Annotated in this window: 9 protein-coding genes and 2 rRNA genes; all 11 read right to left on the bottom strand. The window is 58.1% G+C overall.

Annotated elements, in window-relative coordinates:
• Positions 1 to 74 precede the first annotated feature (74 nt).
• The gene (locus tag ACYQ2I_RS08585) at positions 75 to 422 is read right to left on the bottom strand and encodes a P-II family nitrogen regulator (RefSeq protein WP_460166598.1); all 348 of its coding nucleotides are present in this window, start codon (positions 420 to 422) and stop codon (positions 75 to 77) included.
• A gap of 852 nt (positions 423 to 1,274) precedes the next feature.
• Positions 1,275 to 3,014 carry a porin gene (locus tag ACYQ2I_RS08590; RefSeq protein WP_460166599.1) on the bottom strand — a complete coding sequence of 580 codons (1,740 nt, stop codon included), beginning with the start codon at positions 3,012 to 3,014 and terminating at the stop codon, positions 1,275 to 1,277.
• 463 nt (positions 3,015 to 3,477) lie between these two features.
• Positions 3,478 to 4,854: a Gfo/Idh/MocA family protein gene (locus ACYQ2I_RS08595; protein WP_460166600.1), complete on the bottom strand. Its 1,377-nt coding sequence runs from the start codon at positions 4,852 to 4,854 to the stop codon at positions 3,478 to 3,480.
• Positions 4,855 to 5,043: 189 nt separating this feature from the next.
• Entirely contained in the window at positions 5,044 to 5,970 is a 927-nt protein-coding gene (gene ftsY / locus ACYQ2I_RS08600; RefSeq protein ID WP_460166601.1) for a signal recognition particle-docking protein FtsY, read from the bottom strand.
• Between the two features lie 49 nt (positions 5,971 to 6,019).
• On the bottom strand, positions 6,020 to 6,454 hold the full coding sequence (gene nusB, locus ACYQ2I_RS08605) for a transcription antitermination factor NusB (RefSeq protein ID WP_460166602.1): 435 nt from the start codon (positions 6,452 to 6,454) through the stop codon (positions 6,020 to 6,022).
• Between the two features lie 10 nt (positions 6,455 to 6,464).
• Positions 6,465 to 7,004: a 6,7-dimethyl-8-ribityllumazine synthase gene (ribH, locus tag ACYQ2I_RS08610; protein WP_460166603.1), complete on the bottom strand. Its 540-nt coding sequence runs from the start codon at positions 7,002 to 7,004 to the stop codon at positions 6,465 to 6,467.
• A 167-nt stretch (positions 7,005 to 7,171) separates the two neighbouring features.
• Positions 7,172 to 8,665: a transcription termination factor Rho gene (rho, locus tag ACYQ2I_RS08615; protein WP_460166604.1), complete on the bottom strand. Its 1,494-nt coding sequence runs from the start codon at positions 8,663 to 8,665 to the stop codon at positions 7,172 to 7,174.
• A gap of 263 nt (positions 8,666 to 8,928) precedes the next feature.
• Positions 8,929 to 9,525 (bottom strand): dephospho-CoA kinase, encoded by a 597-nt coding sequence (coaE, locus tag ACYQ2I_RS08620; protein ID WP_460166605.1) that lies wholly within the window; start codon positions 9,523 to 9,525, stop codon positions 8,929 to 8,931.
• A gap of 51 nt (positions 9,526 to 9,576) precedes the next feature.
• Entirely contained in the window at positions 9,577 to 12,453 is a 2,877-nt protein-coding gene (gene polA / locus ACYQ2I_RS08625; protein WP_460166606.1) for a DNA polymerase I, read from the bottom strand.
• 155 nt (positions 12,454 to 12,608) lie between these two features.
• Positions 12,609 to 12,715 (bottom strand): 5S ribosomal RNA (rrf, locus tag ACYQ2I_RS08630).
• 101 nt (positions 12,716 to 12,816) lie between these two features.
• A 23S ribosomal RNA gene (locus ACYQ2I_RS08635) occupies positions 12,817 to 15,736 on the bottom strand.
• Between the last annotated feature and the right edge of the window lie 190 nt (positions 15,737 to 15,926).

The following is a 15,926-nucleotide window of genomic DNA, read 5'->3' on the forward strand; positions in this document are numbered from 1 at the left end:
CGCCCACTGCCCCGGCCCGCTTGCTTTTTCGTGCCCCTTCCAGGCGTCCTCGTGGATCGACACGGAACACGACGTCAAATGGCTTCTCCGCCTCGCTCGCCGGTGCGAATTCGAATGCAGTCTTCCAGCGGCAAAACGAAGATCTTTCCGTCTCCCACTTGTCCCTTTTCTCCGGTCCTTCCGCCTTTGATGATGGCGTCGATCGTGGGTTGAAGAAACTCTTCGTTGACGGCGATCATGACCTGGACTTTGCGCACCAGGTTGACGGCGAAATCGTCGCCCAAATGCAGTTCGGGTTGACCGCGCTGGCGGCCGAAACCTTGAACGTCCATTACCGTCATGCGGAAGACTTCGACCTCGGCGAGGGCGGTTTTGACGGCTTCCAGGCGTTCCGGCTGAATGATCGCAATGATTAGTTTCATCGACGCAGTTCCTCTATTAAGAGACGACTGTGCATCGTACCCCTCCGATCGACCGGGATCAAGATCACCGAGAAATCCGGGCATTCAAAAAACGGGGACGACACGCCGTCTTGCCCGGATGTCGCTTGGTGGCAGCCATGATGCTCAACGGTTCCCAAGGCAAACAGGACGCGCCGCTGGACACCGTCTGTCGTTCTGCGACTGACAGCCGATCGTACATAGGGATCACCTCCTTGATTCCATGAATCAACCAACAGAAACGAATGCGGTAGTCAACGTTGACCCTCAGACAGCATGTGGGCTCAAGCGGAGATTCGCCGGGAGCGGCGACCAGGCTCGCGCAGGTTGCCGGGGCGGCAGCGGTCGTGATTCCCAGCGGGCAACCGGGCATGCCGTGTTCGAGGTTATCGAGGCCTTCGGCTTCTTCTTCCGATGAGAACGGTGGGGCATGAACGTACCTCGCAACGGCGTCTGTGCTTGGTCTTTGTCTGCCGACTGTACTCTCTAAGCAAATGGTTCCTCTCCACCCGCTTGAGGGAGCCGAGGGGTTGGCGTCACTCTACTTCTGCGGTGCAAATTCCTAGCCAATATCGGGGAATGCAATCGCGATGCCGAAGCCGTGCAGGATTTGCCTGGAACTCATAACCTGTCAAATAGCAAGAGGATGTGGCATGGCAATGGACAACGTTGCCAAGAGGAATCTCCTGTGCTTTTCTGCCGCGCATGCGCGTTTGTAAATGCACATGGAATGTGCATTGCGTGGCGATTAATGCGTGCTTTTGTTCCAAAGAAAAAGCCGCGTCGTTGGACGCGGCCCTTGGAAATGTGTTTTGTGGGATTCGCAAAATTTGCTCAGAAGGTCACGATCATGTCGCAACCGAAGATGAACTGGTGGTCGAGGTCGCCGGCGTCGTATGGATACGAAGCCACGGCACCGTCCGCCTCGTACCAGTCCCAACGCAGCTCGGGACGAACGATCAGGTTCGGATGCGGCGTCCAGTTCAAGCCCGCGGTGATTTCGTAGAAATCGCCCGGGAAGCTGCCCGCCGTCTGATTGCCGACGCCCAGACCGCTCACCCGAACGCCGTCGCCGTCGTGGAACCATTCCACACGCATCCCGGCCTTCCAGCAATCGTTGATCGTGTACAGGAAGTACTGGTTCAGCCCGTACCACTGCGACGAGCCGCCGTTGGCCCACTCCTGGTTCCCCCAGTCGTGCTGAATCACGTATTCCAAATTGTCGGTCACCTGCCAATTACCCACGAGGCTGTAGATCGTGACCGGTTGATCCGGACCGGCTTCGTCGGCGCTGATGTTGAACGCCACCGACAAACGCTCGTCGCAACTGGTCCAGCTCACACCGCCCAAAAAGCCCAGGGCATCCAGGCCGTCGGTGTCGTCGAACTGGTCGTTACCCCGTTGCAACCCGGCGGAGAAAGCGAAGCCGCCGCCCAGCTCACGCATCAGCAACAAGCCGGTGTGCGTGAACGGCTCGCCGTATTGCATCGTGTAGGCGTGCGAGTAGAAGAAGTTGTCGGGAGCGGCCACCACTTCGTACCCAATCGTGGTGTAAAAATGTCCCATCCGAACGACCCAGCCGTTGTAGGCCACGTCCAGGTAGAACTGCGGCAAGGCGGCTTGATAGAAGGGTTCCGTCTGGTCCCAATCGGCTTCCAGGCCGTCGACCGCCTGTGTGAAGCGGGCGTCGGTTCCGTAGACGAAGTCCAAGCGACCGCCGTAGCTGAACCCGCAGGCGTCGGTATCGACGTCTTTGTTCAGGTAGAACCACAGCTGGTTGAGTTGTCCTTCGCCGTCACGATCGTTGAAGGTGACGACGCCGTTGTACCGATCGGCGGGATTGTTGGCGACCGCCGAGATCCCGGCATCGATCCAGCCGCCGATTTCCCAGCCGCGGCAGGCCAGGAAACCGGGTGTCCGCAGTTTCCACGGATCGCTGGGCCGACAAGGATTACACGGCAGCCAGTCCGAGAACAATCCGCCGCAGGAACCGCACGACGTGCAACTCGGCGTTCCGCAGCTATCGCAGCCGTACGCATCCACGGAAACATCGCTGGGAGAAGCACTCGACGCGGGTTCGCCGTCCATCGAAGACGCCACCGGCGGATGCGTTGCAAAATCGGGGATCGGCATCAGGACACCGTCGGATGCGACCAAGGCGAGCGACGGCACCTCGATCGGTTCAGCCGCATCGGTGAGCAACACGCCGCGGGGTTGTCGGACCGATTTCGACGTGCTTTCCTCGGCGGAGGTCGCGATACGTGTGACGCCGTTGTCGTGTTCCAACGCGGCAACCAAGCGAAGTTCGGCACGCGCGAGCGGGTCGAGTGCTTCGCGAACGAGGATTTCGGCACCCTGCTTCGCGTTGTCGGGGTCACGAAACCGGATCTCGGTCGACGCGGTGTATCGGGTGCGGGGCGCCAAGTCAGACGATGAGGTTGCGTTTTCCTGCGACTGGGTCGCTGAAGCGGTTGTGCCGTCGGCAGACGGCGAAGCGGTTGGAATCGCCCCCGCCGCGACGAGACCGACGCAAGAAAAAGCGAAAAATGCAAAGAGTAGGCGACGTGCCTTCATGGGTCGTGTTACCTCCCTGTAATTCCCTTGGGGTGCTGCGGGCCTAAATATGGCACGGCGAGGCCCGGTTGCTGCGGGAAATCCCCTTTTTCGGAGCATGGGCTGTCCTGCGGCGGCATCTTGCCGGTTTAGAATATCGGAGCGAGTCAATCGGAATATGCAGCCCGTATTGGATCGTTTCAACCTGATGATCGTGTCCGTCTTGGCGGATGGTATGGTTGTATCGGTTGTAACGAGCTGCACAACGCATCGGCCCCTCCCGAGAGCGGAGTGAATAATCGGCACCAACCGAAAATCTGCGCCAAGCCGCAAGGTTTTCCACGATTCGGAGGATTTCTAAGGGCGTCTGCGGGGTCGGCAAAGCGCAAAAAGAAGCCGGGACATCGTCGCCACGATGTCCCGGCGAAATGCGATCGGATTGCCGCTCGATCATTCGATCGTCGGCGATATGAGAGCTTTTCAATCAGGCCAAGGTGGGCAGCTCGTAGCCTTTACGGCGCTCCCGTTCCATGTACGAAGAATGATCGGCCGCTGCGTTCTCGGGGAACGTTTCGGTTTCGGGATCCCATCGCAAGGGCTTCCCGACTTCTCCCAGTTCCCGGACGATGTTGACCAAGTAGCACAGCGTCGTCGATCGCAAGCCGTACTCGATATCGGCGTTGCAACGTTTCCGCGTGCGAATGCAGTCGATCCAATTGGCGATGTGATATTCCGTTTCCGGCCGGGTGTTGGGACCGGGGTTGTCGGGCGAGTCGACGAGCTCCTTCGGGTTCGCGGCGATCTTGTTGCGGTTGATTTCGATCTTGCCTTTTTCTCCGATGAAGATGGCACCGAGACCGGGCCCCCAATCGCCGTCGAGGTGCAGGAGCAACTCGGTTCCACTTGCATACTTCATGCGGACCTTTGCCCGCGGGCCGACCACGGGTTTGGCCAATCGGTGAAGGTACTCAAGATAAGTCGGATCGTCATCCGGGATGTTTTCGAACTTCCCGCAACCGCCCACCTGAACGGGCTCTTCGAGGACAATTTCGACAGGGCCGGTTTCGTCGGTTCCCAATGCGCGCTGGATCTGGTCGTAGGAGTGTGTTCCCCAACCGGTGACGCCGAAACAGAGGCCGCCGCCGTCGTAGGCCCACCAACGTTCCCAGCCGTGGTGCAATTCGGGGTGGTACGGACGCAGTTCTGCTTGGTTTGTCCATACGTCCCACCAACCTTCGCTGCCGCCTTCCGGCATGGGCATTTCGGGCTTGTTCGGCCATCGATCGGGTCCGACGAAGTTCGGCGCGAGGACTTTGAGCACCTTGCCGATCGCTCCGTTTTTTACCAAATCGCTGGCCCAGTTGTTGATCGGCATCGACCGTTGCTGGGTACCGACCTGCGTGACCGTGCCGTACTTGCGGGCTGCCTTGACCATGTGGCGGCCTTCTTTGATGGTCAGGCACATCGGCTTTTCGATGTACGTGTCGACGCCCATCTGCATGGCATTCACGGCGATCCACGAACGGGCATGGGTCGTCGTTTCGATCATGACGCCGTCGAGCTTCTGCTCTTCAATCATCTTGCGGAAGTCTTCGTATGTAGCCCATCCCTTCTCTTTGCCGACATCCTGAACGAACCGATCGACCGCCGGCTTGAAGCAATCGCAAACGGCTACGATTTTCATGCCGGGGATCTCGGCCGACTCCCGAACGATGGAACGCGCCCGGCCACCGCATCCGATGATGCCGATCCGGACCGTTTCGGCGGGTGACGAGGCAAAAACTGAGCGCGGAAGAATCCAAGGGACGACGGCAGAAGCGGCCGCCAGCTTGACGACGTCGCGGCGGGAATGTCGGGACACGATCACACCTCCGTTCGCTGAGTTGTGTGGACGCGCGGGCAGCGAGCCCGCGACGTGGGATACGTTCTGATGCCGTCATCATAATCAGGATTCGGCGGCGGAATCCAATTTTTCTGAGAAGGACGGCCGTATCCGGGTGGGCAATGTGCCGCGGAGGTGAAGAAGCTCCATTGCGGGATCGACCTCGGATCAGCCGACGGTGTCTTCCGCGAAAAGTGCTTCGACGAACGAATCGGCGTCGAACAGTGCCAAATCTTCGGCTTTCTCACCGACCCCTACGTACTTGACGGGGATGCCGACCTGCTTCCGGATGGCGGCGACGACTCCGCCTTTGGCCGTGCCGTCGAGTTTGGCGAGTACGATTCCGGTGCATTGGACGGCATCGGTAAAATGCTTGGCTTGGCTGATGCCGTTTTGGCCGGTCGTTGCGTCAAGGACCAATAACACTTCGTGGGGGGCGTCGGGGATTTGCTTGCCGAGAACGCGGTAGATCTTCGACAATTCCCGCATCAAGTTTTGCTGCGTTTGCAATCGCCCTGCCGTGTCGATAATGCACACGTCGGCGTTCATTTCAATCGCTTCGGCAACGGCCTTGTGTCCGACGCTGGCGGGGTCCGATTTAGGCGGGCCGGTGACGATGTGTGCGCCGAGACGCTGCGCCCAAATCGTCAGTTGCTCGACAGCCGCAGCACGGAAGGTATCGGCGGCCCCGAGAACCACTTTTTTGCCTTGTGAGATGAACAGATGGGTCAGCTTGGCGATGCTGGTCGTTTTTCCGCACCCGTTGACGCCGCAGACCATGATGACGGTCGGACCGCTATCGGCAAAGCGGATCGGTTCGGGCGGTTGACGGAGCAGCTCTTTGAGCTTGGCCTTGACCCGCTCGAGCAACTCCTCCCATTTGACGACGCGACCGCGAAATGCGTCGGCCAAGTCATCCACGATCTCTTGCGAGGCATCGACGCCCATGTCGGTTTTCACTAACGCTTCGAAGACCTCCTCGAGTAGATCGTCATCTACCAACCGACCTTCCGACTTGAACAAGTCACGAACGTCGGTCTTGAGAAGAGTGGCCGTCTTTTTGAGGCCTTGCTTGATTTTGTCGAGCAATCCCATGACGTCATTCCTCGAATGTCGTGAAAAACCGGGAGCCCGCGACCGGCCGTCAGGAGGTCGCCGGGGGGACGGTTTTCCCTTTTTCTTTGAGTAGTCGGTCCAAAACCCCGTTGACGAAGGCGGAGGATTGGTCCGTGCCGAACTTCTTGGCCAGCTCAACGGCCTGATCGATCACAACACGTTCGGGCGTCGAGGTGTAAAGTAGCTCATACGCTGCCAGCCGTAACACGTTTCGGTCCGTTCCGGCCATGCGGTCGAGCGACCAGTTTTCGGCTACCGACGCAATTCGCCGATCGAGTTCCGAGCGGTTCCGGCGCACGCCGCGCAGCAGCTCTTCGGCAAAACTGCGCAAGGTGGCATCCGGCAGTTCTTCCTTGATGAACTGTTGGCCTAAGGCAGGATTGTTTTGCGGGTTCAGGTCATCCTGATAGAGCAGTTGCAGAACGACCTCACGGGCTCGGGCTCGTCGGCTCGGTGTCGCCATAGACACTCCCCTACTGATTGCGAATGCGGCGGAGCAATCCGACCATTTCGACGGCCGCTTCAGCACACTCGGCGCCCTTGTTGCCGATGCGGCTGTCGGGGCGATCTTTGCCCGTCGTTCCTTTTACCGGAGCCGAACGGGCAATCGCTTGCTCGAGGGTGTTGCAAGTGAGTACACCGAACAACACGGGGATTCCGGAGTCGGTACCGAGACGGGCGATTTCGCGACTGACGGCCCGGTTGATGTGTTGATCGTGCGTCGTTTCGCCCCGAATGACCGCACCCAGGCACAACACGGCCGCGTGCTTTGCTTGCCGGACCAACTCGCCGGCGACCGTCGGAAGTTCGAAGGCGCCGGGAACCCAATACACGTCGATCGAATCGGCGGAGATTCCCTTTTCGATCAGGGTCGACACGGCACCGTCGAGCAACCCACCGGTGATGCGGTCGTTGAAGCGCGACACGACGACGGCGTATCGCCCGGTGATGTCGCCGCTTCGGCCGTCGACAACCCGGCATCCGTCGGAAACGGTTGGCACGTTGCTGTTCATGAAGCTCCCTCATACGCGACGGGAAATACCTTTGTGGTCGGATCGAGCAGACACCGACCGCAACTTACATCCGGGAAAACTTCATTGTACGCGACCGAATCCGGGTGCACGACGGGGGTGAGGACGTAATCGAAAACACCCGCGGATGCCAAAATGTGGAAGGCCGTTCAGCGGACGTTCATGCTCATGAGGAACTCGGCGTTCGTCTTCGTTTTGGCCAGCCGGTTGACGAGGAATTCCATGGCATCGGGGGCGTTCATTTCGTTGAGAACGCGTCGCAGCAGGCATACACGGCGATGTTCCTCGGGATCGAGCAGCATTTCTTCGCGGCGCGTCCCCGACCGGTTGATATCGATGGCGGGCCAAATCCGCTTGTCGACCAAAGATCGATCGAGCACAATTTCCATGTTGCCGGTGCCCTTGAATTCCTCGAAGATGACTTCGTCCATCTTGCTGCCGGTGTCGATCAGGGCTGTGGCGATAATCGTCAGCGAGCCGCCTTCTTCGACTTTGCGCGCGGCTCCGAAGAATCGTTTAGGACGCTGAAGAGCGTTCGCGTCGACACCGCCGGAAAGAATCTTGCCCGAGTTAGGACATTCGGCGTTCCAGGCCCTCGCCAGTCGCGTGATCGAGTCCAAGAAAATCACGACGTCGCGTCCGTACTCGACCATGCGCTTGGCCTTTTCGATGACCATTTCCGACACCTGAATATGCCGGGACGGGGCCTCGTCGAAGGTTGAGCTGATGACTTCGCAATTCTTGCCCTTGACCTGGCGTTCCATGTCGGTGACTTCTTCCGGACGTTCGTCGATCAGCAGCATGAACACGTAACAGTCCGGGTAGTTGTGCAAGACGGCCTTGGCCATCTTTTGCAGCAGGATCGTCTTTCCTGCCCGAGGAGGACTGACGATCAACCCGCGTTGGCCGAACCCGACCGGGGCGATCAGATCGACGACCCGGCATTCGATTTCATCGGCCGTCGTTTCGAGGACGATGCGTGTATCGGGATGCATGGGGGTGAGGTCGTCGAAGAAGATCCGTTTAGCAGCAAGGTTCGGGTCTTCGTAATTGATCGCCTCAACCCGCAAAAGCGCGAAGTACCGCTCGTTTTCTTTCGGCGGCCGGATCTGCCCGGACACGGTGACGCCCGTCCGCAGACCGAAACGCCGAATTTGGCTGGGCGAAACGTAAATATCGTCGGGGCAGGCAAGATAGTGGTAGTCGGGGCTGCGGAGAAAACCGAAGCCGTCAGGTAAGATTTCAAGCGTTCCCTCACCGTACATCAAGCCGCTCATCTTCACGCGTTGTTTGAGGATGTGAAAGATGAGCTCTTGCTTTTTCATGCCCGAATAGTCGGCGACGTTTTGCTTTCGTGCCTCTTCGATCAATTCGGCCATCGACATCTTTTGAAGAGTGGCGATTTGGCTGTCGCCGTCCCCTTCGGCCGGGGCGGGCTCTCGCTTGTCGGCTGGCACCCGGATCCGGCCTTCCGCAATCTGTTCAGCCAGTGACAGCGGTTCCTGTTCGTCGGCCAGCAGTGGTTCGGGGCGTTCCAGAGCTTCGGTGTCGGTGTTTTTTTCAGCGGCTTCCGGTGACCGGGACTTCGTGCGGGCCGTATTTCGACTACGAGAGCGGTTCTTGTTGCTCCGGGAGTCTGACATGGCGTGAACTCCTGCTCGAAATGAAAAGTCGAGGTTTTCGACGATCAGAATGCGTCGAAAGGGTGGGAATGGTTCCCGAGCGGCCTCCTGCCGAATTCGGGCGGATAGGATACTTGGGTTTAGCGATCGCTCGGCGCACTCCGCCGCCGGAGTAAGGGGCGGGTAACGCGAAACGATTGCAGGGAATCTGCCTCCATGAGTGCCGTCTGCGAGAGTGCGACCGCACACGAGGGGAAACCAGCTTCCGATACCGGGTGCGGGACTCAGCCGACGAGTAAGGCCATCAGCCGTACCGTTTGCCGGTGCAGTTCTTCCAGCGAGCCGGAATTCCTGACCACCAAATCGGCACGGAGTCGTTTCAACTCCAGCGGAAGTTGGGCCGCCTCGCGACGGCGCAGCTCTTCCTCGCTCCAGCCTCGCTCATGGGCCCGCTGTCGTCGAAACGATTCAGGGGACGAGACGTAAATCACCCTATGACATAGGGTAACCCATCCCGCCTCCAGAAGCAACGGCGCGTCGATCACCAGTATGCCCCCCCTTTCGTTGGGGGTGGTGTCGATGTGCCGCCGCACGACATCGAGTATGCGGGGGTGAAGGATGGCTTCCAGCTTTTCGAGATCGGTCCGATCGCACGGATCGCCGAACACACGGCGAGCGAGCGTCTTACGGCACACGTTCCCTTGGGAATCCAGAATATCACGACCGAACGCGTTGACGACGTCACGTTTCACCGCGGGGGCGTCGAGCAGCGCATGCCCGATCTTGTCCGCATAGGAGACGGTCGCCCCGTGCTCTTCCATGATCCGAGCGACGGTCGACTTGCCGGACGCGATCCCGCCTGTAAGTCCAACGATTTTCATGGGTTATGAAAAGGAAGAAATCCACGATGCGGTATCGAAGTCGTTTGCCGTTCACACTTCTAACGGGCTCATGTCTGCCCAGTTTTCACCGCACTTGACATCGACGACGATCGGAACACGCAATCGCATGGCGTTTTCCATTTCGCGTTTCAGCAATACGGCGGCATCTTGAACGACACTTCGCGGGCATTCCACGATGAGTTCGTCGTGGATTTGCAGAATGAGCCGTGCGTCGGGCAATTCGCCGGCAAGTTTTCGGTGTACTGCCAGCATCGCCAGTTTGATCAAGTCGGCCGCCGAGCCTTGAATCACGGTATTGATTGCCGTCCGCTCCGGGAGCGTCAGGTTTCCCTTGCGTTGAGGACGTACCCCTTCGATGGCTCGCGTGCGGTTCAATATCGTCGTCACGAATCCTTGCTTGCGACAGGTATCGAGGGTTTCTTCCAGAAATCGGGCGATACCGGGATAGCTGCGAAAATACGCATCGATGAACGCGGCGGCCTCGTCCTGCGAGATTTTCAGTTGTTTAGCCAGACCGAAGGGGCTTTGGCCGTAAATCACGCCGAAGTTGACGGCCTTCGCCTGGCGTCGCATGTCGGCGGTCACTTCCGAGAGGGGAACGCCGAATACTTGGGAGGCCACTTTGGCGTGGATATCCTCGCCGCGCTCGAAGGCGGAAGTGAGTTGCTCGTCTTGAGAAAGGTGGGCAAGCATCCGCAATTCAATCTGAGAATAGTCAGCCGCGATCAAGACATATCCCGGTTCGGCAGTGAAGGCCGAGCGGATCTCGCGACCTTCTTCGGTGCGAATCGGGATGTTTTGCAAATTCGGGTCGCTGGAACTCAACCGGCCCGTTGCGGTGACCGCTTGGTGAAAGCTCGCATGAATGCGGCCGGTTTCGGCAAGGATCATCTGCGGCAGCGCTTCGATGTACGTGCCCAGTAGTTTGGCGTATTGCCGATAGGCGAGTACCTTCGCAGGTAAGGGGTGCAAATCCGCCAGGATTTCGAGAACCTCGGCGTCAGTGCTTGGCCCCGTCTTTGTTCGCTTGACCACGGGGAGCGCGAGTGTGTCGAACAGTATACGGCCTAATTGCTTCGGAGAGGCGATGTTGAATTCTTCTCCAGCCAGCTCGAGGATGTCTTCGTGGAGCTCCTCCATCTTCTGGCGATATTTCGAGCTCAGTTCGGCGAGGCGTTCCGGATCGACCCGGATGCCCCAGAACTCCATTTCGGCAAGCACGTCGATCAATGGAATTTCCAGCTCGGAAAACAGTTCGTACAGACCTTCCGAACGAAGGCGAGATTCGAGGAGCGGCTTGAGCTGCATCGGCACCCAGGCGTCTTCTCCGGCGTACTCGGCAATCTGCGCGAGAGGAACCTCGTCCATTCGCTTTTGATCTTTCTTTTTCTTGCCGATCAGCTCACTGATTTTCGTAGTCTTGTAGCCGAGATACCGCGCTGCCAGTTCGTCGAGATTGTGGTTTCGTTCGCCCGCATCCAGCAAGTAGCTGGCCACCATCGTATCGAACGCAATGCCTCGAAGTGGTACCCCGACGCGGCGGAATACAACCCAGTCGTATTTCAGGTTTTGACCGATTTTAGCGGGACGTTCGCCTTCCAGGATGGGGCGGAGCACAGCAATCGCCTGCTCTTCCGTAATCGCCGGTTGTCCTGCGGGAGATCGAATTGGGATGTAGTAACATCGATTTTGTGCGTCGCACACGGAAATTCCGACGAGATCGGCCTCACGAGGTCGAAGACCGGTGGTCTCCGTGTCTATCGAAAGGTAGTCCATCGTCTGCCATTGCGAGGCCACTTCTTGCAGTTGTTCAGGTGTCTCGATGCAAGTGACTTTAGCTTTTGAAGAAGCAGACGCCGTTGCCGCGGGTTGAATGCCGCCTTTTTTGTGGGGCCAACGGTCCAGCTCAGGAATAAGGCGTCGGAACCCGAGCGATTGAAGAAAGGAACGCGCCCGTTCGATATCCGTCGCGCCGACGATACCCCGACACCAGGGAATGGCGATCGGAACACTCCGTTCGAGTTGCACCAGCGACCGTGCATGACGTGCTTGTTCTTGAAACTGCCGGAGGTTTTCGCCGCGTTTGCCTTTGATCTCGTCGGCGTGGGCGAAGATTTCTTCGAGTGAGCCATACCGATTGAGAAGTTGCGCGGCAATCTTTGGGCCGATCAGCGGAACACCGGGCACGTTGTCGCCCGCATCACCGACGAGAGCTTGGAAATCGACGACCTGATCGGGCCGAATTCCCCACGTTTTCCGTAGCGATTCGGCATCGAACACTTCGTGTTTGCGTAGATTGTACAGACGCACATGGTCCGACAGCAATTGACGACAGTCCTTGTCGTTGGTCACGAGAAAACATTCACCGCCGTGGCCTTCCGTCACGGTGGCGACGGTGGCCAAGATGTCGTCTGCTTCGTAGCCGGGGCACGACAGGACAGGGATCCCGAGAACCTCGGCCAATTGTGCCGTCAAAGGGAATTGTTGTATGAGATCGGGGGCGGCTTCCTCGCGATTCTCTTTGTAGGCTTCGTCGAGCTCGTGTCGAAATGTCTTGTCGGGAAGGTCGAAAGCGCAGAACAAGAAATCGACGCGCCGGCGAGCGACGAGATTGAACAAGTCTCGGCAAAATCCGAAGACGGCACCGACCGACCGCCCGTCGGGGGCCGTCATCTCCGGTAACGCGTGGAAAAGCTGGTGAATCAGCGAATGTGAGTCGACCACGTAGACATGCTTTCCGGCGATGAGTGCCCGAAGGGCTTCGTCGTCCTGTGGATCGCATTCGCCCACCAAGGAACGAAGTAGCTGCTCGCCGGTACTACCGCCTGATGTTTCTGGCGGAATGTCGTTTCGATCAAAAAGGGTCGGTTGCAAGTCCGCCTTCTTTGCTTCCCTCTTTCGAATCATCCGAGATTCCCTAGAGCGCGATATCGATTGTCGGGCAGCCATCAGCCGCACCTATCGTAGCGAATGGGGAAGTGGGTCGCCAGACACGCGGCGAATAGCCGAAACCGCGCAAAAAAATCCCCCGGACGAAACGCCCGGGGGACCTTGTGTATTAAATCCGGCGGCACCTACTCTCACGCTTTTGGCACTACCATCGGCCCTGGAAGCTTAACTACCGTGTTCGGGATGGGAACGGGTGTGGCCTTCCAGGTTAGCCACCGGAAAGCACCGTCGCCGGCGATTAAGCCGTACGACGGCGTTGTATTTTGGTTGTGGACAAGTGACTCAACCCACGTCGAACGTGCGCTTGAGCGTAGGATACATGCGGTCAAGTTTTCGCCCGTTAGTACCGGTTAGCTTAACGCATTACTGCGCTTACACACCCGGCCTATCAACCTGGTAGTCTTCCAGGGGGCTTTCGAGCAATGCTCTTACGAAACCTGATCTTGGAGAGGGCTTCACGCTTATATGCTTTCAGCGTTTATCCTTTCCGCACATAGCTATCCAGCCGTGCCGCTAGCGCGACAACTGGTACACCAGAGGTGCGTCCTTCCCAATCCTCTCGTACTAGGGAAGACCCTCCTCAAGTTTCGCGCGCCCACGGTAGATAGGGACCGACCTGTCTCACGACGGTCTGAACCCAGCTCACGTACCGCTTTCATTGGCGAACAGCCAAACCCTTGGGAGCGCCTCCACCCCCAGGATGCGATGAGCCGACATCGAGGTGCCAAACCGCGCCGCCGCTATGGACGCTCGGGCGCGATCAGCCTGTTATCCCCGGAGTACCTTTTATCTGATGAGCGATGACCCTTCCATACGGAATCACCGGATCACTAAGCCCTACTTTCGTACCTGCTCGACCTATCGGTCTCGCAGTCAAGCACCCTTCTACCTTTGCGCTCTATGCCTGATTGCCGACCAGGCTGAGGGTACCTTTGGACTCGTCCGTTACTCTTTAGGAGGAGACCGCCCCAGTCAAACTGCCCGACAGACACTGTCCTCCGCCCGGTTCACGGGAATCGGAGTTAGAACTAAAGTATACCCAGGGTGGTATTTCAAGGACGGCTCCACCGAGACTGGCGTCCCGGCTTCACAGCCTCCCACCTATCCTACACAAGATATACCACAGCCCAATATCAGCCTGCAGTAAAGGTTCACGGGGTCTTTCCGTCTAGCCGCGGGTACGTGGCATCTTCACCACGACTACAATTTCACCGGGTCGCTGGTTGAGACAGTGCTTCAGTCGTTACGCCTTTCATGCAGGACGGAACTTACCCGTCAAGGAACTTCGCTACCTTAGGACCGTCATAGTTACGGCCGCCGTTTACCGGGGCTTCGGTCGCGAGCTTCGCCTTGCGGCTAACCCTCTTCCTTAACCTACCGGCACCGGGCAGGCGTCAGACCCTATACATCCTCTTACGAGTTGGCAGGGTCCTGTGTTTTTGATAAACAGTCGCTGAAGCCGATTTACTGTGGCCTCCAAAAGCTATTCACCTTCGGAGGCACCCCTTATCGCGAACTTACGGGGCCATTTTGCAGAGTTCCTTAACCAGCGTTCTCCCGAGCGCCTTAGACTACTCGTCTCGCCTACCTGTGTCAGTTTTAGTACGGTCACCGGAGCTTCAACCCTTAGAAGCTTTTCTCGGACGTCTTTCGGATGACTTCTCGAACGTAAACGCGATCGGGCCCGACCCTTGGCTTATGTCGGCGGATTTGCCTACCGACACCTCAGATCGTTCCACGGACATTTCTATCCGTACCGCTCACCCTACGGACGCCGTCCCTCCATCGGTCCACTCCGGTGGCGCAGGAATGTTGACCTGCTGTCCATCGTCTACGCCTTTCGGCCTCGACTAAGGGACCGGCTAACCCTGGGCGGAATTACCTTCCCCAGGAAACCTTAGGCTTTCGGCGAGCAGGATTCTCACCTGCTTTATCGTTACTCATTCCGGCATAATCACCTGTAGGGCCCGCAACCGCTCCTTTCGGTACGGCCTGTATCTGCCCTACAGCGCTCTCCTACCACTCAACGTCTCCGAAGAGACGCCGAGTCCATTGCTTCGGTGTATGGCTTACTCCCGTTCATTTTCGGCGCGGGGTTGCTCGACCAGTAAGCTGTTACGCACTTTTTAAATGGTGGCTGCTTCCAAGCCAACATCCTGGCTGTCTCAGCAACCCTACTTCCTTTGTGACTAAGCCATACTTCGGGACCTTAGCAGATGGTCTGGGTTGTTTCCCTCTCGTCCGCGGAGCTTATCCCCCGCGGACTGACTCCCGAGATAGTCGCACCGGTATTCGGAGTTTGGTTCGGCAGGGTAGCCGGCGAAGGCCCCCAAACCAATTCAGTCTCTCTACCCCCGGTGCGTAGTGACTCGAGGCTAGCCCTCAAGCTATTTCGGAGAGAACGAGCTATCTCTGCGTTTGATTAGACTTTCACTCCTCCCCACAGGTCATCCCCTCGGTTTTCAACCCAAGTGGGTTCGGGCCTCCACGCGGTTTAACCCGCGCTTCACCCTGCCCATGGGTAGTTCACGCAGTTTCGCGTCTACCGCCCACGACATACGCCCTATTCAGACTCGGTTTCCCTACGGCTTCGACCCGGAAGGTCTTAACCAGGCCGTGAACGGTAACTCGCCGGATCATTATGCAAAAGGCACGCCGTCACACATTCCCCTCCGAAGAGAGGCATAGTGCTCCGACCGCTTGTAGGCGCATGGTTTCAGGTTCTTTTGACTCCCCTAGCAGGGGTTCTTTTCATCTTTCAGTCGCCCTACTGGTTCACTATCGGTCGTCAGGTAGTATTTAGCCTTACGGGATGGTCCCCGTAGCTTCAGTCAGGGTTCCACGTGTCCCGACCTACTCAGGTACCCACGGGATGCAAGGCCGCTTTCGCGTACGGGGCTGTCACCCTCTGCGGCCCGCCTTTCCAGACGGTTCTGCTAGCAGCTTGCGTGTCCCATGTGTGGGCCCTACAACCCCGCAGGGAAAATCCCCGCGGTTTGGGCTCTTCCCCGTTCGCTCGCCGCTACTTAGGGAATCGAGTTTTCTTTCTTTTCCTCCGGTTACTTAGATGTTTCAGTTCACCGGGTGTCGCCCCGTGCACCTATGGATTCAGTGCACGGTAATTCGGGAATCCCGGGATCAACGCTCGTTTGACAACTCCCCCGGGCTTATCGCAGTCTTCCACGCCCTTCATCGCCTCCTGACGCCAAGACATCCACCATACGCCCTTAGTAACTTGACCGCATGGATCTTACGCTCGCATAAGCGCTTCACCACACGAAAGTTACCGTGTAGCTCGTAACGACAGTCGCCGTGAGATCCCAAAGGATCTCGATTTCGCTGTCGTTTCGCTCGACCCCAGACGGATCGAACGATGACGCTCGGCGTGGCTAATTGTGCCACTTGTACCACAACCAAGTTGTCAAAGAACA

The sequence above is a fragment of the Thermostilla marina genome (assembly GCF_054657455.1).